Raw genomic sequence first — 25,973 nt, 5'->3', positions numbered from 1 at the left:
GCTTTCATAGCTAGCCCGCAGGATTGCTGCGCCAGTTGGATCAGGAGCGATTAAAGCAAGTGCTTAAAGCACGATTAGCTTGCTAGCCCTGGGCGCAGCATCCTCCTTGCACTCTCAAACGGCAGCAATACGGACACTTTTCGTCTTGCAAGATCCTGTCACTGCAGACGATTGCAACTGTTGTGGCACCTCACATCAGCAAGTCCGCAGCGTCACGGATGGCAGCATAGATTTCATCAAGGTCGGCCGCCGTAACGCAGTAAGGCGGCATCACATAGATCGTGTTACCGAGTGGGCGTAACAGCAGATTCCGCGCTTGGAAGAAAGCCAAAAGCTTCGGCCCGATGTCCGCCAGATAGCCGCCATCGCTCGTGTTGAGTTCAAGCGCTGTGACTGTTCCTGTGCGTCGGACGTTTGCGAACCGTGGATCGGCGCAAAATGGCGCGAGTGCCCGTTCTTGCATCCTGGCCAAGGATGCCACCCGCGTGCGATATTCCTGTTGCTGCCATAGGTCCAGATTGGCCTTGGCGGCGGCGCAGGCCACTGGATTGGCTGTATATGAGCTCGAATGGAAAAACGTACGCGTGCGATCTTCAGAATAATGCGCATCGAAAATATCGGCACGACAGAGTGTGACGGCGAGCGGCAGCGCCCCAGCCGTGAGGCCTTTCGAATAGCAGGCAATATCGGGCGTGACATCGGCCTGCTCACACGCAAACAAGGTACCCGTCCGGCCCCAGCCGGTCATGACCTCGTCCGCAATGAACAGGACATCGAAGGCTTCGCAGATTCGCTTCATCTCTCGTAGCACCGAGGGAGAATACATCAACATTCCACCGGCACCCAATATAAGGGGCTCCACGATAAAGGCTGCAGGATGTTCGTTTCGACACGCGTTTTCGAGCGCATCGAGAGCTATTTGCTCACGACCTCTTGCCGGAAACGGAATCGAGGTCACCTCGAACATCAGCGCCCCGTAGGCCGCATTGAAGACGCCTCGGCTACCTACCGACATCGCCCCGATCGTGTCGCCATGGTACGAGTGCTGCATCACCACAATTTGGGTTCGCTGTCTTCCGGTATTGTGCCAGTAGCCGAGCGCCATTTTCAGCGCGACTTCGACGCTGGTTGACCCGCTATCGGAGAAGAACACATGCTCGAGCGCCGGGGAGGTGAGCCTCAATAGTTCCGTCGCAACTTGCTCAGCCGGGTCGTGAGTGTATCCGGCGAAGATGACCTGGTTGAGCTTGCCTGCCTGTTCTCGAATCGCGTTCACGATGCATGGATGGCAATGGCCGTGGGTCACGACCCACCAGGAGGAGATTGCATCGATAAGGCGTCGGCCATCTTCGGTGTAGAGATAAGCCCCCTCTCCCCGCAGCACCTTCGTCATGTTCGGCTGTAGAGCATGCTGCGTGAACGGGTGCCAGATCGGCGACCTCTTGCCTATCTTCATAGGTTCAGGAAATCACTGCCAAGAAAGGAGTCTTTGAAAGCGGCCTGCAGCCTTTCGTCCGTGAGGGGAACAAGCCACGGGAGTCGTCCCAACCAACGCACTCTCCCGATCTCGCAAATCGCGCTTTCAGTTTCGGCGTTTCTTTCGCCAATGAACGCAATTCCAAGGATTCGAATCTGGCGCTTCCGCAGAGCCTCTATGGAGAGCAGGGAGTGATTGATTGTGCCCAGTCCCGTCCTGGCGCAAAGCACGACGGGAAGCTGCCAGCGTTCGAAGATGTCGATGTAAAGAGTGCGCGCTGTCAGCGGCACCATGAGTCCGCCGGCGCCCTCGATCACCAGTTGCCGCTCGCCGCTGTCCGGCAGTCCAAGCGCTTCTGTGTCTATGCGAACGCCATCGATCTCCGCGGCGTAATGGGGCGACGCAGGCGTCCGAAGTCGATAGAGCTCCGGGACAATCCGATCGGACGAGAGGCCGCCGAGGCGGCGGACGCATTCGGAGTCGGTCTCTTGTTCGAGTCCAGCCTGGACCGGCTTCCAGTAATTCGCGCCAAGCAGGCCGGCGAGCCCTGCGGAAAATACCGTTTTGCCGACCCCGGTGTCCGTACCAGTCACGACGATCCGCTTATTCATCAAAACGAGCCCCTCGTCACCTCAACAAGCGCATCGAGCATTGCGCGCACGTCCGCTTCCCCAACATTGAGTGTCAACGAAATTCGCAAACGGGCGGTGCCTGCTGGAACGGTTGGCGGCCGAATTCCGCGGATGTCGAAGCCGCGCGCCTGCAGAGCAGAGGCAAGTCGCATTGCATGAGCATTGTCACCCACTATGTACGGCACGATCTGAGAGGTCGACGGCGTGCGCAAACCAAGGGAGGTGATCTGCCGATGCGCGAACGAAACAAGTTTAGCCAGCCGTTGCTGCCGCTCCGGCTCCTCCTGCAGGATGAGGAGTGCCTCTCGAACGGCAACGGCCATCAATGGTGATGGGGCCGTGGCAAAGATAAACGGACGGCAGCGATTGACCATGAAATCGCGCAGGACGCCGGAGACCGTAACAAGTGCCCCCGCCGCACCGAGCGCTTTGCCGCAGGTATGAACGACGATGAGATTGTCGCGCCTGTCATAAGGGGCTGTGAGCCCTCGTCCTTGAAGCCCGTAAACCCCTGTGGCATGAGCCTCATCCACGATCAGAAATGCATCATGGCGATCGGCGATTGCCACCAGCTCTTCGAGTGGAGCGAAGTCGCCATCCATACTGTAGAGACTTTCGGCCACGATCCAGACGCGGCCCGCTCCACCTTTGGTTCGCCAGTCGCGAATTGCGTCTTCGACTGACTGAGGATCATTGTGCGCATGAATTTGGCACTCTGCGCGGCCGGCTCGCGCCCCCTCGTGAATACTGGCGTGCACGAGCGCGTCGAGAACGAGCAGATCGCCGCGCTGCGGCAGCGTTGTCAGGAGCGCAAAATTTGCGATGTAGCCGCCCCCAAAGAAAAGCGCTGCCTCCGCGCCAAAGAACTGAGCCGCTTCCGTTTCGAGACGTTCATGCTCCTCGCAATTGCCGCGCAGGAGCCGCGACCCGCCGGCTCCAACCGGAGTGCCCGCCTCGAGCGCGGCGGCCATCGCCTTTTTGATGCGCGAGGCGCTCCCGAGCGCCAGATAGTCGTTTGATGCGAAATCGATCCCCACGCGCGGCTTGAGACAGCGCAGCCGTTTATCTTCGTTCAAGGCATTCAACGCCGCGACGTAGGGACTAAGTCTAGCTGCTTGCATTGACCGCATTCATCGCTCCCACCGATCGCATCAAATCACGCAAAAGATCCGTTGGCCGTTGAAGGACGGATGGGCCTTGAGGCTCAACTTGCCAGGATGCGATTCTCTCGGTCCACACGCACAATGCGTGGCTTAAATATCTTTGCTTCGGCCTCGTCGAATGAGGCATATGCAACGATAATGATCTTGTCTCCGGGCATCGCGAGTCGGGCGGCCGCACCGTTCAGGCTTATCGTGCCAGACCTCGGCGGCGCCTCGATCACGTAGGTGGCAAAGCGCGCCCCTGTTTCGACATTGTAGATTTCGACGCGCTCGTTGATCACCATTCCCGCCGCCTCCAGGAGCGTACGATCTATCGAGATCGAGCCTTCATAGTGCAAATCAGCTTCGGTCACTGAGGCGCGATGGATTTTGCCCTTCATCAAAGTTATCTGCATTTCTCACCTAGGCTGGATGTAGCGGCAACATGCTGCGCACTGCTTCCGTCAGGCGAGCCCGGACGTGACGCCGAGCCGGGTCAGCAGATCCGCATCTCGATCAACTTTCGGGTTTTTGGTGGTCAAGAGCACGTCGCCGATGAAGATCGAATTTGCGCCGGCCAAGAAGCAAAGCGCCTGCAATTCATCGCTCATATATTGCCGCCCGGCGGACAAGCGAACCACACTCCTTGGCATCATGATCCGCGCGGTCGCCAGCAGGCGGACCAGCGCGATCGGATCGGGCGGCTCCGCGGTGTCTTCCACCGGCACCCCTTCGATCTTGTTCCATAAGTTGATCGGCACGCTTTCGGGATGGCTGGGAAGATTCGTGAGCAGCACGAGCATACCTAGGCGGTCCTCGATGTGCTCGCCCATACCGATAATCCCGCCGCAGCAGATCTTGATGCCGGCATCGCGCACGTGCGCCAGCGTATCGATGCGGTCCTGCAGGCTACGGGTCGTGATGATCTTGCTGTAAAACTCGGGTGATGTGTCGACGTTGTGATTGTAGAAATCAAGGCCGGCCTCGGCCAGGCGCGCGGCCTGGTTCGCTGTCAGCATGCCGAGCGTGACGCACGTTTCCATGCCGAGTCCCTTGACCGCGTTGACCATGTCGCAGACGGAATCGAGATCGCGATCTTTTGGCGTGCGCCAGGCCGCGGCCATGCAGAAGCGCGTGGCGCCCGCATTCTTGGCGCGCCGCGCGGTCGCAACCACATCGGCGCAATGCATCAGACGGGTGGCTTTCAGGCCGGTCTCGTGATGCGCGCTTTGCGAGCAGTAGCCGCAGTCTTCCGGACAGCCGCCGGTCTTGATGCTGAGCAGGCTCGCAGTTTCGACGTGGTTTGGATCGAAGTTCTTACGATGAGCGCGCTGCGCCTGAAACATCAGGTCGGCAAAAGGCAGGTCGTAGAGCGCCTTAGCCCGTTCGACGTTCCAAAGATGACGAAGCTGCGCCCCTTTGCTTGCTTCCTTCCGTTGGACTTGCGCAGCAGCATCCATAATCCAATCCCGCTCGATTGTAGATAATCGCGTGAATTATCTATAGTCATCGCTCTCGAAGAGATGCTAATCGAGCTGCCTCGCAAATGCACCGGTTATTGCGGTAGATAATCTATGATCACGGCTGACAACATGACGACCGTCGCGCGCATCGCGGACTCAATCGCTGAACGCATTATCAGCGGTGCCCTAGAGCCAGGCGCACCACTCCGCCAGGATCACATTGCACGAGAATTCAATTCCAGCCACGTCCCAGTGCGCGAGGCGTTTCGGCAGCTGCAGGCACAACATCTTGTTGTCGCTGTGCCGCGCCGCGGCGTTCGGGTTGCCCCGCTCGACACCCGTTCAGTGAAGGAGATCGCCGAAATGCGCGCTGCGCTCGAAGTGGTGGCATTGCGCCATTCGGGGCCAAAGCTCACAACAGCTCATTTGGCTCGGATCGAGCTCACCATGATCGAGGGAGACAATGCAAAGACGATCGAGGAGTTTGAGATGGCCAACCGCGCCTTTCACCGAGCCTTGGTCGCGCCGTGCGGAATGCCGCTTCTGCTCGCGAGCCTCGATGGACTGCAGCTTGCCAATTCTCGATTGGTGTTCGCGACGGCGCGATCGGTCGGCTGGCGACCGCGCTCCAATCAAGATCACCGCCTGATTCTGCAAGCCTTGCGAACGCGCAACATCGATCAAGCCTGCAATCTGCTGACGCGGCACATTCAAACCATTGAGCGCCTTATCCTTCCGGCGTCCTGAGCAAATCTGGCAAGCTTCATTGCGGATCGCCGACGATCGCAAGTGACGAGCATGCAGCAAGTCACTAGCCTCATTGCAACGGGCTCTATTCCCAGATAGTTATGCCCCCCGCTAGCGACATCTCCACGGACGGCCATGATTCGTCACATCGTCTTCTTCAGCGCCAAGGACAAGGCGCATATCGACCAGATCATCGAAGGTCTTTCGCTTCTCACCACGATACCACATGCGCGCCGGCTTGAGGTTGCCCGCAACCGCAAGACCGATCAGCTCGGCAACGATATTGACATCGTGGTCTATGGTGAGTTCGACAGCGAGACGGAGCTCGCAGCGTACAAAGCACACGATCTCTACCAGGAATCGATCAAACGGGTCCGACCGCTCCGCGAGCTGCGGTTCGCGGCCGACTACGATGTATCAAAAGATACCCCTTTCGCCTCGACGGCAGGATGATCGAGGTGCTGTGGCAGCATAGGTCAGCCGCCGGCTTAATTTGGCAACGGCCTCAAGTTTCGTGCCATCGCAGACAGGCGTCGCTATCATCGGGTGGGGCAACAGATGGAACGTCAGCAGCCGGTGACCGATAAGTCGATGTACGTCCGCGAGTTGCAGTGGATTGACCCTGTCACAGCGATGCGACGTCTTGGGCATCGATCGCATCTCACGTTTCTCGATAGCGCAGCAAGGCACGAGCTGCTCGGGCGCTACTCATATGTAACGTGCGACCCGTTCAGCACCTATAGGGTCGCGAACGGCCAAGCCAGTTGGAACGGACTGACTCTCAAGGCCGATCCATGGAAGGTCCTTCGCACGCTACTCGCGAACTACCCGCAAGAGCATCGCCCCGATCTCCCGCCATTCCAGGGAGGAGCGGCAGGTTACCTTGGCTACGACATGAACAGGACATTGGAGCGATTGTTTGCGCCGACAATTGCCGGTCTGGGTTTGCCCCAATCCATCCTGCATTTCTATGACGTGGTCATCAGCTTCGACCATCGGGATAACAAATGCTGGATCGTCTCGACCGGATGGCCGGAGCACGATCGCGTGCGACGGAGCGAGCGAGCGCGTCGTCGAGCTGATGAGTTTGCAGCATTCCTTGACCGTCCAATGGCGCCACAGAATGGTTGTGCCAGCAAAGCGGGCGCTTGGAGCTCGAACTTCAGCCGCGAGGGCTACATTGCGGCGGTACAACGCGTGATCGACTTGATCCTGGCGGGTGACGTGTTCCAGACCAATATTGCGCAGCGTTTCAGCACCCGCCTGCCGACCTCGTTTGATCCGCTCGCCTTCTATTGCCAGCTACGATCACTGAATCCGGCGCCTTTTGCGGCCCTGTTGCGATGGGGAAAGCTGACCATCGCATCAAGTTCGCCGGAACGATTCCTGAAGCTTAACGAGCAACAAGTCGAGACACGACCCATCAAGGGCACGATCGCGCGTTCGCCTGATTTCAATGAAGACCACCGCCGTGCGGCTGTTCTCCTCGCTTCCGCAAAGGATCATGCCGAGAACACGATGATTGTCGACCTTTTGCGAAACGATCTGTCACGCGTTTGCACTGCGCATTCGGTCGAGGTTCCGGCTCTGTGCAATCTCGAGTCCTATGCCTCGGTGCACCATCTCGTGTCGATCGTTACGGGGGAAGTTGCCGGAGGGGAAGACGCCGTTAGCCTGCTCCGTGCTTGCTTTCCCGGGGGCTCCATTACGGGAGCGCCAAAGGTGCGGTCAATGGAAATTATTACAGAAATCGAGCGCATAGCGCGAGAGGTCTATTGTGGGGCGATCGGCTTCATCGGCTTCAACGGGCACATGGACACAAGTATTGCGATACGCACTGTCACCATCGACGGTGACCTGGCGGTGTTTCATACGGGCGGCGGTATAACGGCCCTGTCGGAGCCCGAGGCCGAATACGAGGAAGCGCTCGCCAAGGCAGAGCGACTCTTTGATGCATTTGGTTCTGAACCAGCTGGTGCATTTTGATTGTCATCATCGATAATTACGATTCCTTCGTGTTCAACATTGCCCGCTATTTCCACAAGCTCAGTGAAGCAACGGAAGTGATCCGAAACGACGCTATCAGCATCGGCGAGCTCGTTGGTCTCAACCCCCGCGCGGTGGTCATATCGCCCGGCCCCTGCACCCCAACTGAGGCAGGAATATCGACAGCAGTGGTTCGCGAACTTTCAGGACGCCTACCAATTCTCGGCATCTGCCTTGGACATCAGTGTATTGCGAGCGCTTTCGGAGGACGGGTGGCGCGTGCGCATCGGCCCATGCACGGTCAGCGGTCATACGTTGCGCATGACGGCCGAGGGTTATTCAAGGGGCTGCCAACGCCGCTTGACGTCGGACGCTACCATTCTCTTATCGTCGAGCTTGATCACTCATGTGCGCAGAACCTCATAGTGACAGCGCGTTCGGAGGAAGGCGAGATCATGGCCCTCACGCACGGCTATTATCCCACCTATGGGGTTCAGTTCCATCCTGAGTCGATACTTACCTCACAGGGGCACGTCCTGCTTATGAACTTCTTACGACTCGCGGAGGATTTCCGAAACCGCGACGAGCAATGAGAGGCTCGGCCTGCGCATCAAGATGGTGGACGGTTGGTTTCCGACTTGGTTGGAAGGCGCAGCGTCATATGGCAGGCATTTTGTGGCAATCAGCGCTGTTCGGTGCTCGGCTCCGCAGTCAGCGGCGCGCCTCCGACGGAAACCGGACCTTGCGGCTTCGAGGGCCGGACGTCTCTATTGGCCGGCTTGGATGTGGTGCGCACGGGTGGGGAAGAAGCAGCAGGAGCAGGAGGGGCAACAGGCGCCGGATTATGCAGCTCCTCGATTCTTTGGGTCAGGGCTGTGATCTGATCCGAGATCCGCTTTAGCTCGGCTTGCTGCGCGTCGACGTTGCGATTGAGCTCGGCAATTTCACCGGCTGTCTTCTGCTGCCCTGATTGGATCCCTAAAAGGACGTCCCTATCCTCAGGTGACAAGCCAAACGTAGGAGGCACGACTTCATGCGCCGACGGCGCCTCGGCAAACGTTTCGATATTCGCCAAAAAATAGGCTCCTCCGGCGCAAAGAACGAGCAATACGGCTAGAAGAGCAAAGATCCACCGAAAGCCTTTCGAGGGTCTTTGCAGGACCGGCGGCAACTCCGATGCTTGGGATTGATCCGTCACAGCCACACCCCGCTCTCATGATCTCGATCTGCTTTGGTTGTTCTCGTTGCCGCGATAGCAGAAGGTGGTCAAGAGCTGCCGCAAGCCGCACCCCCGCTGCATCGTTTTCAGCAATGTTGTCCCCAAAGCCGGGTCTTGATCGCATCAAGACTTTTACGAGCTGCGCATTGCGCTGCAGGTGGTGAGGTAAATAATGAGGGGCGGTAGAGGGGATTACCCGTGAACCACATTCATACCTGTGCTCTTGAGAGGGCCGCCTCACCGAAAGGCAATGCGCGTCGGGGATTTGCTAAGTGAGGCTTCCAGCGGTCCTGTGTCTGATTGTTCGAGGATCGGTAGTCGTAGCGTCGAAGTTAACTTGGCGCAAAAATGCTGCGCAACCCACGCAACAAACGCGTGATGCGAGCGCAATCATAAGACTAACTATATCGTTCGATGGAGGGGAATTGCGTTGTTAGTGGGCAACTGCACGAAGGCCAGCCCGGAGATCAGGTCGGCCGTTCAGAAAGACGGGCACTACATGCGAAAATGAAGCGATTCGAGGAAAGCGGCTCCCCGCGGATGCCTGCGCAGGTCATCTGCAACCGCCGGGCCTCCATACGTGGAAAACATACCAGCGCCCCTGTCGGGCTGCGTACCGTCTTGGATGAGGTCTCGCGGGGATCCTAGCGCGACCAAAGGGTCGACCGCGGATCTAAATGAAAGCAAATGCGAGCAGGCTCGAGCAAAGCAGCGCAAGCCCAGCCGCGGTCAGCGCCAACAGGCTGCCGGACACAATGTCATGATTGCGCATGAACCGTCCTCCATGGCGCCCGGAAGCAGCACGAGGGGGCGGCTGCCTTCGTGGTGAATAGCCAATCGCCGGATTACTATTCAAATTCGTTGCACTATTCCTGCAGTCTGCAAGGGAAAATGCATTTTTTGAGCGCAATCGTCGCGCTGTTCGACGGTTGCCGGCGAGAACGAACGAGTATCAAGATTTGTAAGGTGTTCGCTGGCCAACAGGCTATGCGCGTGGGATGGCTCGTAAGAGCCGCCCCTCCGCCAAGGCACGGGATGTGAGCCGTTTCATAACTGCGACATATCGTTTCGAGTAACCTTGTTGCATGCGTGCTCTCCTAATCCTCCTCGCGGCTTTTGCGATCATGTTCGCGGCACGTGACCGGCACCAAAATGGCTTCGTGCCACGCCCGACGGCATCCATGCCCGCGGTCGACGTGCCGTAACCCAGGCACCTGCCTTTGTCCGCAAACGACTTGCGCTCTGCACCGCTGCTGTAGGCGGCACATCTTCCGCCCTAGCGTGGGGACAGCCACGTCATTCTGCCATTGCGGAACTGGCGTAGCGGCACTTAAGTCCGGGGGGGCGCCGGGCCAATCACAATGCTTTTGCCATGTCAGGCCGACTTGTCCTCACGGCTGCCCTCAAGCTTATCTCGCAAGGCCGTGATCACGCGATGGACAATCCGGATATCCTTGACCGACAGCCCTTCTGAAAGATCGTTGATCCAGGGAGCCTGCAACTCCATTGCGGCTTCGAAGGCACGCTGTCCATTCTTAGTGAGCACGACGAGCTGCGCCCGTCGGTGATGCGGGTTGACCTCAAAAGATACGAGGCCCTCTCTGTGCAGATCATTGATAATCCGCTGCACGTTTTGACGATTGCCGCCGAGGTCACGTGCGAGCCAAGCGACCGGTTGGGGACGTTCGGCGGACACAATGGCGCCAAGCACCTGCCAGCGTGCGCTTGTTAGGCCAAGTGGGGCGACCAGACGGTCGCCGGCCGTCAGCAATAGGCTGTCGAGCCTGAATAGATCGAGAACAAGGTCGGTCAGGGCGTCACCCTCCGGGGTTCGCTTGGCTCTTTTCATTTGTCACCATCGTTTTCTATTGACATCATGATGTCAAAGCGTTATGTGATCATAATACCAATTAGACACCACACATCAAATAGCAATGGAGGCACTCATGGCGCTGCGACGCCCACTCGACCCTTCTTTCCCGATCGACCGCCAGATCGCTATTGAGGCAAATTCGGTCGTCCTGGTGAACCCATTCACACTCGACAAAGCCGATGAGGCGGCTTTTCTCAAGACGTGGCAGGACGACGCAGCGTTCATGAAGCGACAGCCGGGCTTCATTTCCACTCAGCTGCACAGAGCTCTCGGCGACAGCTCGACCTATCTGAACTACGCCGTCTGGGAATCCACCGCACACTTCCGCGCGGCCTTCACCCATCCTGACTTTTTAGCAAAAATCGCCAGCTATCCGGCCTCCGCGATAGCCTCCCCTCATCTGTTCCAGAAAGTTGCCGTGCCCGGCATCTGCGTTGCCTAGCCCTGCTCTTTTAGGAAGGGAAAGATACTCATGATCAAGTTGATCCATCCTGTCGCTGGCGGTTTGGCTATCGGAACGATCGGCACATTTTGGCTGTCGACGGTACTCAGCGAGCTGTTCGCGTCCCATGCCACAGTTGCAGCGGTTAAGAGCACCATACCGTGGGGTTTCTTGTTGCTGATTCCGGCGCTCGCTGCGACCGGTGGTACAGGTGTCATCTTGGCAAAGGCGCGCCGGGCCGGACTGATCGGGGCCAAATTCAAGCGCATGCCATTCATTGCAGGAAACGGCATCCTGATTCTTATTCCGTCTGCGTTCTTCCTTGCGTCCAAGGCTCAGGCGGCAGAATTCGATGCCGCGTTCTATGCTGTGCAGGCGATCGAGCTCGTCGCGGGCGCAACAAACATTACACTTCTTGCTCTCAACATGCAGGACGGTCTCAAAATGAAGGGATGGTTGCGCCACAAACCCGCTTGATCACCTCAACCAGAACTGCGCGGACAACTGACCTGAGGCCCGGTATTGTCGTGGCTTTATGAGTACGCGCCCTAAAATGTTATAGCTCTCCCGCCGGAGAACAGCCGGATGGTAATCAGAATGCGTAGCCCGATCAGCAGTTTAGAACGTTCAGCCCCTCAGTTTACCTTCGGCAGCATAGCGATGGCCGTGGTAACACTGGCTTGCTTGTACCTTCAGGCGCATTTCGCCGCGACGGCGTTCGCCTATTTGTTAGTGGTATTGCTGCTTTCGTTGATGGGCAGCTTCATCGCGTCGTCCGCACTTTGCATCATAGCCATCGCTGCTCTCGCTTACTACTTTGCGCCGCCGGCGTTCAGCATGCGAATTGATGACCCCCAAGATCTGCCGGTGGTTGTTGCATTCTTTATTGCCTCGATTGTGGGAGCGCAACTGATCGGAAAGCTCCGCCAGGAAAGAGAGGCTGCGCGTGTCGTTGCGGCCAAGCTTCAGCGGAGTGCGGCCGATTTGGAGGATCGCGAAAAGCGGTGGCGCGCCATCTTCGAGCACAATCCCGCCATGTACTTCATGGTCGATGAAGCCGGCACTGTCCTCAACGTCAATACGCTCGGCGCGACACAACTCGGCTATGCTCCTGCTGAACTGGTCGGTCGATCCGTGCTGGACGTATTTCTCGAGGAGGATCGCGCGTTCGTTCGCGAATGCGTTCGGACGTGCCTGGAGGATGTCGGACAGACGCGCACGTGGGACGTCCAGAAAGTCAGGAAGGGCGGCTCGGTGTTGTGGGTACGTGAAAACGCCAAAGCCATGCTCTGGGGCGATGAGCAGCCCATTGTCCTTATCGCCTGCGAAGATATCACGGAACGAAGGCGGACCGAACTTGCTCTGCAGCGGAGCGAAGCACATTTGGCCCAGGCGCAGGAGTTGAGCCACACAGGCAGCTTCAGCTGGAACCCCACTACGGGCGAGGCCTTCTGGTCCAAGGAAACGTTTCGGATTTTCCAATTAGATCCTGACACGGTGCCGCCGGGGCCCCAGCTCGTCGTTGAGCGCACTCATCCAGATGATAGGGCTTCGGTTAAAGAAATTATCGATCGCGCGATGCGAGACCCGAGCGATTTCGAGCACGAATACCGGCTTCTACTACCGGACGGCTCGGTAAAGCACATCCATGCGCAGGCACGAGCGACGAGAACAGCCTCTGGGGACATCGAGTTTGTTGGGGCAGCTACGGATATTACGGCGGCGAGGCGAGCAGAACAGCAACTGCGCCGCAGCGAGGCCTATCTGGCCGAGGCCCAGCATCTCAGTCACACAGGCAGCTGGTCCTGGGATGTCTACGGTCTAGATTTCATATATCGCTCCGCCGAGGTCGATCGCCTGTTTGGCTTTAGCCCACAAGAGCCGGTATCGATCGAGACCATTCGATCGCGCATCCATCCGGAGGACTTGCCGCGGCTACAGGAGGTGCAGCGCCAGGCGATTGAACACAAGGAGGGGCGGTTCGAATATGATTTTCGTATCCTTCTACCAGATGGCGGGATAAGACGCATACACTCCGTTGCGCACGTGGTGATCGGCAGCGATGGTAACGTCAGCGAGCTGATCGGAACACATATGGATGTGACCGAGCAACACGCAGCTAGGGAACGCCTGGAAAACACACTTGCCGCGCTGCGCGAGAGCGAACAGCGCTTTCGCGACTACGCCGAAACAGCTTCCGACTGGCTCTGGGAGACCGGGCCGGATCATCAGGTCACTCGCTTGTCCGAGCACACCAGCGCTGCGGGAATTTTGGCGACCGGATTGCTCGGCCTGCTTCGCTGGGACATTGCGTGCGACGTCGAAGAGGAACCCGAGAAGTGGCGGCAGCATCGGGCGACGTTGGAAGCCCATCTTCCGTTTCGGGATCTCGTCTATCGCACCGTGAATCGGACAGGTTCTCCGATCTACGTCCGCACGAGTGGCAAGCCTTTTTTCGATGGAAAGGGCAAGTTTCTCGGCTACCGTGGCGTCAGCACCGACATCACCGCTACAATTCGCGCCGATCAAGCCGAACAAGAACTACGAAAGGCGCAGTCGGAGCTTGCGCATGTGACGCGTGTAACGACGTTAGGAGAGCTGACAACCTCCATCGCCCACGAAATAAACCAGCCACTCGCCGCTATTATCAGCAACGCGGATGCGTGCCTCGGTTGGATGGGCCGGGAAGCGCCTGATCTTTCCGCCGCGCGCTCTTCGGTGGAGTGGATCATCGAAGACGCAATCCGGGCAAGCGAGGTGATCCGTCGTATTCGCGCGCTCGCGAAGAAAGGCGAGATTGAGATGGTGCCGCTCGATATCAATGAGGTCGTTAAGGACGTCATTGCGCTGGTAACACGAGAGCTGGTGAGCCACCGAGTGACATTACGAACCGAGTTGAGGGAAGGACTACCTAGGATCCTCGGCGATCGGATTCAGCTTCAACAGGTGATCATCAATCTGGTGATGAACGGAATCGAAGCCATGGACGCAGTTACAGACAGGAAGCGCGAACTGCTGATTCAATCATCGAAGGACGATGTGGGGCACGTCCACCTTGCCGTGACCGATTGCGGCGTCGGCATCGCCGAGAACGACGCGGACCGCGTCTTGGATCCCTTCTTCACCACCAAATCGACTGGCCTTGGAATGGGTCTTTCGATCTGCCGGTCGATCGTGGAAGCTCATGGAGGACGATTGTCAATGGTCCGCAAAAATGGACCGGGCGCGACGTTCCAGCTTGCCTTGCCGCTGCATAAGGAGGCCGTCTCGTGACAGCACTATTTGACGCGTCAGATGAAGGCAGCAATCCCGAGGCCTCGACAAAGGCGACCGTCTTCGTCGTCGAGGATGATATCTCAATGCGTCGCTCGCTTACCAATCTTTTTAAATCGGTAGGGTTAGACGTCATTGCATTCGGATCCGCCCGCGAAATGCTGCAGAGCACAATTCCGGAGGTTATTAGCTGTCTAGTTCTTGATGTCCGGCTGCCAGGCTTGAGCGGGCTTGACTACCAGACTGAGCTAGCGAGGTTGAACATACATATCCCGATCATTTTCATTACCGGCCATGGCGACATTCCAATGACCGTCAGAGCCATGAAGGAAGGAGCCGTCGATTTTCTCAGCAAACCGTTTCGCGATCAGGAACTGCTTGATGCCGTGGTTGCGGCAACCGAACGCGATCGCAAAAGACGGGAGGCTCAGCGGACGGTCGCGAACCTGCAGTCTTTATTTGAGACCTTAAGCCCCCGCGAGCAGGGGGTGATGAAACTGGTCGCTGCCGGCCTGATGAATAAGCAGGTCGCCGCCGAGCTTGGGCTCGCCGAGATTACGGTCAAGATCTACCGCGGAAAAGTAATGAAAAAGATGCGTGCACGCTCGCTGGCCGACTTGATCAGAATGACTGAGACACTGGGAATTCGCGCTAATCGTCCTGAACAAACCCAAGTATGATTTTACAACTTCATCGGTCGAGCCCACTTTTCGCGCAAGGTGGCTAATGCTTGCAGCCGCTATTCCCGCTTCAGGAGGGCTCGTCTTGTCCACGCCTTTGATTTCCGTCGTTGACGACGACGCCTCAGTCCGTGCGGCGACAGAGACTCTTTTGAAATCGCGTGGCTACATCGCCCAAATATTTGCCTCGACCAAACACAGGGGAGCCCGGAGCAGACTAAAACGCTTTGAGAAGCCGTACGGTTGATTGCGATTGCTGCGGTTTGGAATAACCGGCTTGGTTCCGCGCTCATCGAGTTCTTCACGCAATTCGCCACTATCATAGGCCGATGAGGGGGGGTGCGAGCGCTGGGTTCACGACCTAGAGCTCTTCCAGCACGCTTTCACGCAGGAGCGCTCAGACCTGAGCCATTGGCGCAAGCGGCTCGGCGACAAGCTGGAGCTGCTGCGGACCGAGCGCCTGCGGGTGGCGCACGAGGCCGGCACGTTACGCAGCCAGGACCTCAAGCGCGTCACGGTCGATACCACAGTGCAGCCGAAGGCCATCACCATTCCGACCGATGCCGAGCTGCTGCATGCGGGCATCAAGGGCCTCAATCAGTTCGCGAGAAGGCACGGGGTCAGGTCCGGCAATCCTATGCTCGCGTGGCCAAGGCCGCCGCGATGATGGCTTCCCGCTCGCGCCAAACAGTTCAGGCGGCATCAGGGACAGCTGCGCATCCTGCGTAGCAGGCTCGGCCCAATTATTCGCGACATCCGCCGCAACATCGAGGGCCAGCCGGCACTGGAGGAGGCCTTCGCCCTTTCGCTCGGCTGGGCCGCGCAGATTCGTTCGCAGCAGCAGCGCCAGCGCGGCTGGAAGCTTTATTCCTTCCATGGTCCGGAGGTGGAGTGCATCGGCAAAGCCAAGGCCGCCGCGCCTTACGAGTTAATGGCATGGACCACGCCCGCTCTCAGCGGCAACGTGCAGCCCGGCGGGGGGCAGCAGCAGGAGTGCAAGCCATGTCGAATACGAACCTTGTCACAATCGGCATCGATCTCGGGAAGAACACATTCCACGTCGTCGGTCTCGATGCCACAGGCGCAATTACGCTACGCAAGAAGCGGTCGAGAAATCAGCTTGACCAGTCGCTGGGCAATATTCCGCGTTGTCTGATCGGAATGGAGGCGTGTGCAGGCGCACATCATCTGGGGCGCAGGCTCGAGAAATTAGGCCATCAAGTACGGCTCTTGCCGGCGCAGTACGTCAAACCATACCTCAAGGGTCACAAGAATGACTTTCGGGATGCTGAAGCGATCGCCGAGGCCGCTCAGCGGCCGACAATGCGGTTCGTTCCAGTGAAGTCAGCCGAACAACTTGATTTACAGGCACTACACAGAGTTCGCAGTCGATTGGTGACGCAGAGAACGGCGGTCATCAATCAAATCCGGGGCTTTTTGCTTGAGCGAGGGCTACCAGTGCGGCAGGGAGCGGCAGCACTCCGACTGGCACTTCCTCAGATTCTCTCAGCGCCAAACGACAACTTATCGCCTCGCGTGATCCAGCTCATTCAGGACTTGGCCGAGGACTGGCGCTATCTCGACCGACGGGTCGCGTCATTGACGAAAGAAATCGACGAACTCGCTGATCAAGATCCACACTGTCGCCGCCTAATGAGTGCGCCCGGCGTCGGGCCGATCATCTCAAGCGCGATGGTCGCCGCCATCGGAACGGGTGATGCCTTCCATAAAGGCCGAGACTTTGCAGCATGGCTTGGTCTGGTACCAAAGCAAATCTCGACCGGCGATCGAACCATTCTCGGGCGCATATCGAGGCGCGGTAATCGGTACCTGCGAACGCTGCTTATTCAAGGTGCCAGAGCCGTACTTCTGCAGCGTCAGAGTTGGCCTCGGCATGGCTTCGCAGCCTGGTTAGAGGCAGCGTCGAAGCGGCTCCACTCCAATGTCTTGGTTGTTGCCCTGGCCGCAAAACTTGCGCGCATGGCCTGGAGCATGCTCGCAAAGGGCCGTGACTACGACGCCAACCTCCTGGGCCGCACCGCATAAGAAACAGGGCCGGAAAGGAAAATCCAAGGTCGGGATCAGAAGGCACAATAACCCGCCGAGGTTTGCGAGACGGAAAGGACGAATGGAGAAACGGTTCCACCGACACTTCTGAAGCCTGGTTCGACTCCATGGCCCTTCTTGAGGCCGGCGAGTTATTGAGGACAGAAGTGAGCGGATATCCATGATGGCTCGGGGCAACAGCCCCAAATTGAAGCCGGATAGATTGGCGCAAACCGCTTCATCCCTTTGTCGATTCCTCTTGCAACGCGGGCGTGGTCCATAGAGCGTGAAGGCCTTCGTCGTCACCAACAATCGCCGCGCTCCCGGCGGAGTGTTCGTGCTGCACGCGAGCGCAATGCCCGACAATCCGTATGATGAGCACCCCCTGCGGGACGTCATCGAGCGCACAGAGACGCTCACCGGCTGTCCGATCGAGCGGGCCTATGTCGACAAGGGGTACCGCGACCACGATGCGCAGACTCCCCGTCGCATCTTCATCTCCGGCCAGAAGCGCAGCACCTTCGGTGTTATCAAGCGCGAGCTGCGCCGTCGCTCTGTCATCGAGCCCATCATCGCGCACATGAAGGCCGAAAGCCGCTGCTACCTCAAAGGCCGCGCCGGCGACGCCGCTAATGTCGTCCTCTCGGCCGTCGGCGACGACTTCCAGCCGCGTCCTCGCCCGGCTCAGAGAACTCTTGGGCCTCTTCCTCGAGTTGCTAATGGCGAACGCTCGCCTTTCCAACACAGCTCAATCCGGCTTCTTAACTCAGGAGTTGGAGCCTGGAGGCCAAAGTGCGGTTCATTTGGCCACTGGATCCGGATGCGAAGAAGACCGATGCCGTACCACAAGCGGCACTCTATCGCTTAACTAGTCTCGTATCGAGTCACCTGCGCGCCCCGCGCTCCGTTCCGGCAAAAGGATACCCTGGATAGCCGCTAAAAGCGGAACTTAACAAGGACTTGCAGAACGCAGGCGTGAGCTTGCCGCGGTGGATCACGACGTCTTCGTGACCCGTTGCAGCTCGAGCGTTCTGCCAGAGGCGATTGTAGCCGCGCTGTTCGTTGGATTTCACGTGGCAAGCGGCGAATTCGGCGTCATCCAATGTCGTTAACTGCCACGCATAGACCGGCCGCTTCGTATGGATGTGCACCCACATCGGATTCACCGTACCATTGCGCAGTGGCGTAGGCTGCAGCTTGAGCTCGAACAGCGTTCCTGGCTCACCCTTCAGCGCGCGCGGTGACTCCAACGGAGCCAACTCCTCGGCCGCCTGCAACCGTTCGAGGTACTTCTGCGAGGGAAACGCATAGGTCTTCATGCAATCGATCTCGATCGAAGCCTTTTGCGCCTTCGCAGTACGTGCCTGCCCCTTAACCTCCGACAACATCGCCTTGAGGCGGACTATTTTTTTTTGCACTTCGGGCACTTGGATAGGCGTGAGTAGGCCGCGTCGGCGAGGTTCGTCCAGCGCGGTTACACAGGCCTCAATCTCCGCGGATTGGCTCTGCAGCCGCTCAACCACGGTGTCCACGACGTGCTCGGCATCTTCGGGCTTCATGTGGCGCGCTTGCGAAACGGCTCTTTGCTCACTGCGCAGATCGAATTGCAAGAGTTCGTCCAATCGCGCGAGCAGGCGCGTCAGTGTCTCCTTCGATGGCGGGGCCTGCCATATTGCCAAATGTTCCCTCGCGGACGATGACATCCTCGTATGCGCCTCTTCCGCGCTCGCGAGTTTCTTCGTGCCCAGATCCGAGAGCACAATAACCTTGGTGGTTCGCGCCGTGTCGGCTTCGGGCCTAGCGAGCTGCGGCTCGGGCTGCCCGGCTGCCGAGCTCCCCGCACCTCCGGCCTGCCTCCGCTTGCCCTTCCCTTTCCTTCGCGCTGGACTGCCTTCGGCCGCCGGCTCGTTGCCAGCAGTGTCGGCCGGTAACGCAAGGCCAGCCTCCGTTGGCGGTGCAATGATGGCTGGTGTCTTCGGCTGCACTGCTAGCAGGCGCATGACCTCATGGGCAGTGACCCACGATCCTTCCACGATCTGATCCAACAGATCCAACGGAAGCTCGGGACTTGCTCCCTTATTCCTTAGCTCGGCAACCATGTTGGGCAACGCCGACGCAAATTCCGATAGCCGCTCCATGACCCCTTCCAGAACGGCGCAGTGCTCTGCGTCGAGGGCTTGTCCTTTGCTGTGCAGAACAGCGTCGCCCGTTGAGAGGAATGCCGGAACAACATCGCCCATGAAGGTTCCGAGTAGACGCGCCCGACCGTTCTCACCCAAGAGGATTTGCCTGACGGCCGGGTCGAGCGTGCTCGCGTGCGACTCAATCATGACCCGCGCGAGAAGGACTTGCGATTGCAGATGCACACACCTCGTATTCAGTGCCCAGCCGGTATGCAGCCGTAGTGTCGCCTGTTCGGCCTGTCGCATTTCGGCCGTTGCACTTGGCAAGCTGGCAGTGGCTGCGCAGACGGACTGCATCCGTTCAGAGCGCAATGCCTTCTTTTCCCACCACTCCGTGCAGGCCAAATAGTGTTTCGCCACACTGGAAGCCGCTCGGATTAGCTGGTCGGGCGGAGCATTGGATTGGCGCATCCGCTCGAGTATCTTTCCCGCGTTCTCCCTACTCTTCTCCAAGGCGTAGATAGTCGGTTGGGCCAGCGCGTTGCATTCGTTCCCCGCATCCAGAGTCCGGTCGCGAATTCGGCGAGCCTGATCTTCGGACAGAATGCTGCGCGCTACATCTGGAGACAGGCTCGCGTAGTAGTCCAGAACTGCTGCGCCTGCTTTGACAACCTGATCGATCAGCTCTTGCGCCTCAGACGAGCTCTGAGCGCCCATGGCAGCACTGTGGCAAGCATCAAGTTCCTCAAGCAGGTCGTCCATATTTTGTTTCGCTGCGTTGATCCCCTCACCGCTTGAGGAAATGGGGACTGCCACACCCGAACCTGAGGGCAGGCTCGCGAGCGTCGCCATTCTATCTTCAGACGCTAAGCGCATCCGCTCCACGACGGAGTTGAAAACTCGGTGGCCTTCCGCAGGGGCAAAATTTGGCTCCGAATGCGCACTGCTCGATACCGACGTGGTGTCGGCTCCCGCAGCCCCAACGTGCGGTTCGCCAGGTCGGCCAATGCCCGTCATGTTCCATCTCCAATACGGTCAACAATGCGCAGCGTCCCTGGATAGGCCGCCTGGCTGACGGCTGGCTGACGGCCGGCTCACGGCGGATGCTCTCCGAATGCACAACCCCGCCGTCCGAGTTCCAATTTCATGGAAGCTGTTGTGGTGCTGAGGCAGCAATGGGGATGACCCATAAGGTGCGGGATAGTCGATTGTAGCGCCGGTCCGCATTCCGCCGCCTCGCCGTGACCAGTATGGAAATGTGCGCTGTCAGAAATGGCCCTGCCAAAGTCATTCCCGAATACCGGAAGCCGTCGAGCATGGCGAACCGCAGGGTCGATTGTCAGGCTTTCGGCAGCAGCAAAGCTCCTATTAACCGGGAGGAGATGCTATTGTTCGACCAAAGAGTTTCGGATCCAACTATGCGTAGATCTGGCTCGATGTGGAACGTTCCGTCAACTCGACCTCTTCTTCTCGCGTTCGAGTGAGCAGAACCTACGCTGCGCAACTCCTTTTCAGAATAGGACCTCGCCGAGGATGCTGCCCAGTTAAGCGCACTTAGAATACGCTCATAAAAAGAGCGCAGCGAGCGTGCCAAGCACACCGAGCGCCAATCCGATATCGGCGAACTACCGTTAGCCCGTCTCGAAGCAGCAGAAAGCGTGAGAATCGGTTCTACCACCAAAATTGCTCCGACCGATATCGCGACGATTATGCAGATATTTCGAGATGCATGTATCCAATGCATATCCGAAGACGAGAAGTATACCGCCGAAGGGTATCAGCAGAAACAACGGCAAGAGCGTTGTCAGGTCCCCGCCGCCGCCTCTGGGGCCCGCACAGTTCGATCCCAACCTCGTCGCCCCGAGGATGCTCGCGGCCGCCGCCAGCGCATTGTCCAAATCTGGAAGCCGCGGCGTCGCGGCACGTGGCTCAAACAGATGTCAAGCGTCAATCATCAAACGGGCCGCAGAGCTACGCTTACAGTCCGCTTACCGGTCTGCAAGCCAACTCGGCAATGAAGAGGCGAGGAACTTCAGCTCGTTCACTTGAGCCGGAGTGAGTTTCTGGCTGACGGACCGCAACGTTTGTCTTGCCGCTTTGGGACCAACCCAGGCAAGCGCGCGCACGCTCGTCGGGTTGCGAGGGATAGCTGCCAACCGGGCGCATGCTTGAGCTCCACCATCTGCTTGCCGATGTAAAGCTTACGAGAAGGACCTGACGTTAGATATAATCTAGCATCCCAACGGAGCAATCGCGGTTGCTGCCACAGAGCAGATAACAGCAGACCTCCTCAACGTTCCCGAGGTCCTCACTTAACGAGTAACGCACATTTGCTCCGTATGAAGTCCAACATCAGCGGAACAGGCAGCCGCAATAGTGTGGCCGGCAAGCCAGAGGAATGAAGTTCAGAACTGTCGAAGAGCTCAAGCTAAATGATCTCGAAGTATCTCCGACGTTCAAAGTCGGTGACCCGATGTTGAACGGTTTCCCACTCCCAACGGCGCGAGCAAGAAAACGCTTCAACAAACCTTTCTCCGAAGACATCACTTGCCGCCGCAGACTCTGCAAACCGAGAAGTTGCCTCTGATAGGCTTTGAGGCAGTCTCGCGGACGGCCGACACATTTCCGCGCTTGCATCACCGACGATCGAAGCCGGCAGTTCCGGACCTGTCTCGACACCCAATATTCCCGAACCAATCGCACTTGCGAGCGCGAGATATGGGTTCAGGTCTGCGCCAGGCAGCCTATACTCTAGGCGATGGGCAGATGGCTCTCCCGGAATGGTGCGAATTGCGCAGGAGCGGTTGTCAACTCCCCAGCTTGGACAGATTGGTGCCCAGCAGCCAGGTACCAATCTCTTGTAGCTGTTGAAGTTCGGCGCGGCGAGCACACAGAACTCATTCATGTATTCTAGTTGTCCGGCGATGAATTGCCTCATAAGCTTCGAGACGTTGCCGAACGCATCACCGTCGTAAAACGCATTCTGACTATCCGAGGACATCGAGATGTGAATATGCCCGGACTGGCCGGGCCATTCCTCGGAAACCTTGGCCATAAATGTAGCCATCATGCCTCGCGTTTGCGCCCAGGCCTTTATCATCGACTTGAATACGGTTGCTCGATCGGCAGCTTCCAGCGCATCACAATGACGAAGTGACGCTTCGACCACGCCAGGTCCCGTTTCAAAGTGCAGTCCGCTGAGAGGTATTCTAGCCTTCTCACAAAGCGCCAAGATCTCATCAAACAGCTCATGTTGCGCGACAGAGCGCGCAATCGAGTAGCCGAACGGGCCGCGAGTTAAAGGAGCCCACTCGCCGAACGGCTTTTCTTCGATCGTGTCTGCGTTCTCCTTAAACAGCATGAATTCAAACTCGAACCCGACAGTGCAGTCGTATCCGTGGTCAGCAGCCCTTCGCAAGACCCTGCGCAGAACACCGCGCGGGCAAATGTTCTCATGTGGGCCCGTGAACTCCGCGAGGTAGAGATATTGATCGCCGAGATGAGACACCGAACGGCCGGTGCCTGACAGAATACGCAGGTCAGCGTCCCCGAACGCTGATAGCGGCTTTTGCGTAAAACTGGCCGGAATGACCCGGTCCGCACAATCCCACGCCAGCACCGCTTCAGAGAACTTGACGACTTTGTCTCCATCCGAGAGATCTTCACCTAAGACGTGTTTGCCTCGCAGAACGCCATCGAAGTCGCTTACGCCGACCATCGCCGAGCGGGCTGGATTCGCTCCGGTCAACCTGGGATCAGTTGGCATTAGTCGCGATCCTGCATCACTAACTCGAAGACCTGGTCCATCCGCATTGCTCGCAACTTGCGATAGTCATTCTCAAGCTGAGTCAGGTCGCTATTCACCAGATAAACGATGCCTGGTGTCGACGCCAAGTCGATCGTGGGAACCAGGTCATGACCAATTGGAACAAATGCAATGGCATCCGCGAAGCTCGGGAGCTCGCGGATTGCTTCGAGTCCCGGGTAACCGGCAACGACACCGCCCATATCTGAGATCAGCGAGACGCAAAGTGCGTGAGCCTGCCGCCTGTAGGGCCCGCGCAGCCTCATATATTCACCAAAGCCCTTGGGATCTGCGTAGCGCCAGGCCGTCAGGCTCATATGGTTGTGCCCCAACGCCATCGTTCGTGCTTTTTCCGACATGGTCCCTTGAAGCCTCGCTCCGAAGTCCACCAGAACCGGTCCCCGATCATCGACGATGATCTCAGCATGAGCCGGTCCGTCGACGATCTGTAGCGCCTGCAACGCACGCACCAAATAGTCGGATAGTTCCTGAACGATTGGTTCGCTGCCGTCCAACAATCTCTCAAGTGAGCAGACCGATGATGCCCCCTCAATAGGAACCGTGTCATAGGTCCAGGCCTCTGTAACGAAAGCTTCCCCGCCGATCGAGACGGCATTTACGGTGTACTGCTGGCCGCTTATTTTTTCTTGCCCGAGGGCAAAACGATTCAACACTCCGACACGGTTCGTCTTCCCGACAATTGTGCTTAGAGCCCGCTGAATATCAGCATCTGTCGAGCAAAAGAATACATCCTCGGTACCCGTACTGTTCAGCGGCTTGATCACGATCTGATCGAACTTCGCTTCACGCTTCCAGCTCGCGATCTCTACAGGATTGTCGGACACGACTTGTCTGATGGATCGCACGCCTGCAGAGGTCAGCGCGCAAGACAATCGCGCTTTGTCACGCCGAGCAGCGGATAGCGCGGTTCCATTTGACGGCAAGCCCAGCCGCTCCGCCAAAGAATCGGCGAGTTCAACTCCGGTCTCGCAGCCCGCGATAACGAACTCCAATTCCCGGCCATGCAGAGCCTGAAGATGATATTCAACGGTTTCGTCATAGCCCATCCCCTCGCTGGGGCGAATGACTTCATCATAAAGATCCGCATTGAAATGCGATCGGAATATGGGCGCAATCTCTGCAGCCGACATCACATGCACCGTTCCAATTCCATAGCGCTTGAACTCTTCCGGTAGGTATCGACCGGTAGAGTATGCGTCTACGATTACACAATTCCGTTGTTTCATGCGGATCTCCGATACTGCAAGTAGATGTTGCCGACAGCGACAGCCGTAATGAGAGCGTTTCCAATGAACGTATGTGACGAAGGCACGATGCGAGAATCGAAGTACTGGAACAGGAAGGTGATGATAGGGGCGGTTGACAGGACCATGTTGACGGTGAAGGGCTCTACGCGCCGAATGCCCTGCTGGATCAAGAGCAATGGAACAATGATCGTCGACAGCCCAATTGCTGCGATCGCAAACCAATGCTGCGAGATCTCAGGCACGATAGATGAATAGTCGACCAGTCCAAGCAGCAAGAGAATCGTTCCATAAAAGCGATGCGCCAGGACTTGTCGGCCAGAAAACCCATGGTCGAACAGCAGTTTGACGAGTATATTTGTAAGAGCCAGCGATAGCCCGGCCACGATTGCCAAGACGATGCCAAAGGATGATCGAGCCCCCCACTCCACACCTGCGTTGCCGCTGGCCGAGATCCAAATCATGTAACTGCCGATCGTTGCGATCGTAACGCTCACGACAATATCGGATGCTGGAGGGGCGCCCTGGCGCCTGATCAATGCGTTTAACCACACCGTCGCGGTGGGCCCGAGTGCGACCATGAAAGCGACGACGATCGCAGGTTCGGCGTATTTCAGTCCGATAAATAAACCGATCCAGCTGATTGCTGTCACTACATTGAGCGCGACGAAGACCAGGAGCGACCATTTCGCCACCGTTGCCTCCTCTCCCTCGTGGCGAGCCAGGAGATTGAATGTCAGACATACCGCGGCGAAGGACAGCAGGAGCGCGACGAACACATCCGCTTGCTGAAAGTACGACGCTGCATAAACCTCACCTGCCGCGCTCACGACGACATAAAGCGCCACAAGGAACACTCCCAAAGCGAAGCGATTCGCCAATCGTCCAGTCTTCCTGTGCCCGCGAAGCGACGCGCGGCCCTCGCAGGACCGGACGCGTGCGTCGGCTCCGAGGGAATGTCCTTTCGACGTGCACGGACCACGTTTGGTTTGAAATGTCACAATCCGCCTCTACCTCTTCTTAGTCCGGTAGTACCCAACACACGCCTCTCCAAACGCCTTGAACAATTGCTTGCTGAGGAGATCGCTTGAGACGTGCCATTCGGGGTGCCATTGCACACCGATTTGCAGCGTCGGGGCGCCAATGACCGAAGCCGCCTCGACCAAACCGTCAGGCGCCCACGCCTCCCGCCTCAGCGCCGGGGCAAGCGCCTCGATGCCTTGATTGTGCAGCGAGTTGACTTGCGCTTCGATCGTCCGCGCGATTGGAAAGAGCGCGCCATCGGAACATATCTTGACGCTGTGGGCGGCGTCGTACTGGCGGTCTCTTGGACGATCTGGCTTCTCGGCATGCATCGCACCACTTTCCGGCCTCCACTCCGCAAGCGATGAGCGGAGCGTGCCGCCGAAATAGACGTTGAGTTCCTGAAGCCCACGGCAGATGCCCAGAATAGGCATTCCGAGCGCGATGGCGCTCTCTATAGTTACGGCAGAGAGCCTGTCCCGCGGACGGTCGAGGATCCCAACCTCAACGTCCTGCCGGTCATCCTCCGTCAAGGACGCGGGCGCTCTCAGGACGGAGGGGTCGATGTTCGATTCATCACCTGTCAACACCAAGCCGTCGAGCCGGCGCATGATCGCCGGGACGACGTCCTCCCTCGCATCTTCGGCGTCGACCGTCGGCAATATGACGCAAGCCACGCCCGCATGACGATAGAGTGCCTGCAAGTACTTGCGCCGCAACCAGTCGCGATGCACAGCATCGACCAGAAGACGGTTCGAAGTGACGCCTACCACGGCT

At 58.1% G+C, this 25,973-nt stretch carries 21 protein-coding genes and 2 pseudogenes; 11 read left to right on the top strand and 12 right to left on the bottom strand.

Annotated features, from left to right (window positions below; translation table 11 throughout):
* Window positions 1-190: 190 nt before the first annotated feature.
* The 5 genes from AC5V87_RS09155 to bioB form a co-directional block, all read right to left on the bottom strand.
* Window positions 191-1,456 (bottom strand): adenosylmethionine--8-amino-7-oxononanoate transaminase, encoded by a 1,266-nt coding sequence (locus AC5V87_RS09155; RefSeq protein ID WP_495370725.1) that lies wholly within the window; start codon window positions 1,454-1,456, stop codon window positions 191-193.
* Window positions 1,453-2,088 carry a dethiobiotin synthase gene (gene bioD, locus AC5V87_RS09150; RefSeq protein ID WP_495370724.1) on the bottom strand — a complete coding sequence of 212 codons (636 nt, stop codon included), beginning with the start codon at window positions 2,086-2,088 and terminating at the stop codon, window positions 1,453-1,455. The genes AC5V87_RS09155 and bioD overlap by 4 nt, the downstream gene beginning before the upstream one ends.
* A complete protein-coding gene (locus tag AC5V87_RS09145) occupies window positions 2,088-3,239 on the bottom strand; it encodes an 8-amino-7-oxononanoate synthase (protein WP_495370723.1) in 1,152 nt (383 codons plus the stop codon). Before AC5V87_RS09145 ends, bioD begins: the two co-directional genes overlap by 1 nt.
* Window positions 3,240-3,313: 74 nt before the next feature.
* Window positions 3,314-3,667 carry an aspartate 1-decarboxylase gene (gene panD, locus AC5V87_RS09140; RefSeq protein WP_456840435.1) on the bottom strand — a complete coding sequence of 118 codons (354 nt, stop codon included), beginning with the start codon at window positions 3,665-3,667 and terminating at the stop codon, window positions 3,314-3,316.
* Window positions 3,668-3,715: 48 nt separating this feature from the next.
* Complete coding sequence (bioB, locus tag AC5V87_RS09135) at window positions 3,716-4,711, bottom strand: biotin synthase BioB (RefSeq protein ID WP_495370722.1); 996 nt, start codon at window positions 4,709-4,711, stop codon at window positions 3,716-3,718.
* Window positions 4,712-4,825: 114 nt separating this feature from the next.
* Here bioB and AC5V87_RS09130 point away from each other — a divergent pair, with 114 nt between their 5' ends.
* From AC5V87_RS09130 to AC5V87_RS09115, 4 genes are all read left to right on the top strand, one after another.
* The gene (locus AC5V87_RS09130) at window positions 4,826-5,461 is read left to right on the top strand and encodes a GntR family transcriptional regulator (RefSeq protein ID WP_495370721.1); all 636 of its coding nucleotides are present in this window, start codon (window positions 4,826-4,828) and stop codon (window positions 5,459-5,461) included.
* A 135-nt stretch (window positions 5,462-5,596) separates the two neighbouring features.
* Entirely contained in the window at window positions 5,597-5,914 is a 318-nt protein-coding gene (locus tag AC5V87_RS09125) for a Dabb family protein (protein ID WP_495370720.1), read from the top strand.
* 138 nt (window positions 5,915-6,052) lie between these two features.
* Complete coding sequence (gene pabB / locus AC5V87_RS09120; RefSeq protein WP_495371867.1) at window positions 6,053-7,447, top strand: aminodeoxychorismate synthase component I; 1,395 nt, start codon at window positions 6,053-6,055, stop codon at window positions 7,445-7,447.
* Complete coding sequence (locus AC5V87_RS09115; protein ID WP_495370719.1) at window positions 7,444-8,040, top strand: anthranilate synthase component II; 597 nt, start codon at window positions 7,444-7,446, stop codon at window positions 8,038-8,040. Before pabB ends, AC5V87_RS09115 begins: the two co-directional genes overlap by 4 nt.
* A gap of 89 nt (window positions 8,041-8,129) precedes the next feature.
* On the opposite strand, the gene AC5V87_RS09110 is transcribed toward AC5V87_RS09115, so the two are convergent.
* Window positions 8,130-8,522 (bottom strand): hypothetical protein, encoded by a 393-nt coding sequence (locus tag AC5V87_RS09110; RefSeq protein WP_495370718.1) that lies wholly within the window; start codon window positions 8,520-8,522, stop codon window positions 8,130-8,132.
* Window positions 8,523-10,041: 1,519 nt separating this feature from the next.
* Window positions 10,042-10,515, bottom strand: coding sequence for a MarR family winged helix-turn-helix transcriptional regulator (locus tag AC5V87_RS09105; RefSeq protein ID WP_456840440.1), 474 nt, complete (start codon window positions 10,513-10,515; stop codon window positions 10,042-10,044).
* Between the two features lie 85 nt (window positions 10,516-10,600).
* On the opposite strand from AC5V87_RS09105, the gene AC5V87_RS09100 reads away from it, so the two are divergent.
* The 7 genes and pseudogenes from AC5V87_RS09100 to AC5V87_RS09070 form a co-directional block, all read left to right on the top strand.
* The gene (locus AC5V87_RS09100; RefSeq protein WP_495370717.1) at window positions 10,601-10,981 is read left to right on the top strand and encodes an antibiotic biosynthesis monooxygenase family protein; all 381 of its coding nucleotides are present in this window, start codon (window positions 10,601-10,603) and stop codon (window positions 10,979-10,981) included.
* 30 nt (window positions 10,982-11,011) lie between these two features.
* Window positions 11,012-11,458, top strand: coding sequence for a hypothetical protein (locus AC5V87_RS09095; protein WP_495370716.1), 447 nt, complete (start codon window positions 11,012-11,014; stop codon window positions 11,456-11,458).
* 120 nt (window positions 11,459-11,578) lie between these two features.
* Window positions 11,579-14,254: a PAS domain S-box protein gene (locus AC5V87_RS09090; RefSeq protein WP_495370715.1), complete on the top strand. Its 2,676-nt coding sequence runs from the start codon at window positions 11,579-11,581 to the stop codon at window positions 14,252-14,254.
* Entirely contained in the window at window positions 14,251-14,934 is a 684-nt protein-coding gene (locus AC5V87_RS09085; RefSeq protein WP_456840444.1) for a response regulator transcription factor, read from the top strand. Before AC5V87_RS09090 ends, AC5V87_RS09085 begins: the two co-directional genes overlap by 4 nt.
* Window positions 14,935-15,259: 325 nt before the next feature.
* Window positions 15,260-15,913 (top strand): annotated as a pseudogene (locus AC5V87_RS09080) (transposase family protein); the annotation flags it as partial.
* 14 nt (window positions 15,914-15,927) lie between these two features.
* On the top strand, window positions 15,928-16,980 hold the full coding sequence (locus AC5V87_RS09075; RefSeq protein ID WP_495370714.1) for an IS110 family RNA-guided transposase: 1,053 nt from the start codon (window positions 15,928-15,930) through the stop codon (window positions 16,978-16,980).
* 286 nt (window positions 16,981-17,266) lie between these two features.
* Window positions 17,267-17,745 (top strand): annotated as a pseudogene (locus tag AC5V87_RS09070) (IS5/IS1182 family transposase); the annotation flags it as partial.
* A 119-nt stretch (window positions 17,746-17,864) separates the two neighbouring features.
* Here the strand turns inward: AC5V87_RS09070 and AC5V87_RS09065 are convergent.
* From AC5V87_RS09065 to AC5V87_RS09045, 5 genes are all read right to left on the bottom strand, one after another.
* The gene (locus tag AC5V87_RS09065; protein WP_495370713.1) at window positions 17,865-20,120 is read right to left on the bottom strand and encodes a T3SS effector XopP-like protein; all 2,256 of its coding nucleotides are present in this window, start codon (window positions 20,118-20,120) and stop codon (window positions 17,865-17,867) included.
* A 1,411-nt stretch (window positions 20,121-21,531) separates the two neighbouring features.
* Window positions 21,532-22,869: a glutamine synthetase gene (locus AC5V87_RS09060; RefSeq protein WP_495370712.1), complete on the bottom strand. Its 1,338-nt coding sequence runs from the start codon at window positions 22,867-22,869 to the stop codon at window positions 21,532-21,534.
* Window positions 22,869-24,155, bottom strand: a complete 1,287-nt coding sequence (locus tag AC5V87_RS09055; protein WP_495370711.1) for an ATP-grasp domain-containing protein — start codon at window positions 24,153-24,155, stop codon at window positions 22,869-22,871. The genes AC5V87_RS09060 and AC5V87_RS09055 overlap by 1 nt, the downstream gene beginning before the upstream one ends.
* Window positions 24,152-25,054 (bottom strand): EamA family transporter, encoded by a 903-nt coding sequence (locus AC5V87_RS09050; protein WP_495370710.1) that lies wholly within the window; start codon window positions 25,052-25,054, stop codon window positions 24,152-24,154. The genes AC5V87_RS09055 and AC5V87_RS09050 overlap by 4 nt, the downstream gene beginning before the upstream one ends.
* 129 nt (window positions 25,055-25,183) lie before the next feature.
* On the bottom strand, window positions 25,184-25,969 hold the full coding sequence (locus AC5V87_RS09045; protein WP_495370709.1) for a gamma-glutamyl-gamma-aminobutyrate hydrolase family protein: 786 nt from the start codon (window positions 25,967-25,969) through the stop codon (window positions 25,184-25,186).
* Window positions 25,970-25,973 lie beyond the last annotated feature (4 nt).

It is taken from the genome of Bradyrhizobium sp. SOJA106, from assembly GCF_059448745.1.
The sequence above is the reverse complement of the archived record's forward strand: the minus strand, read 5'-3'. Positions and strand labels throughout refer to the sequence as shown.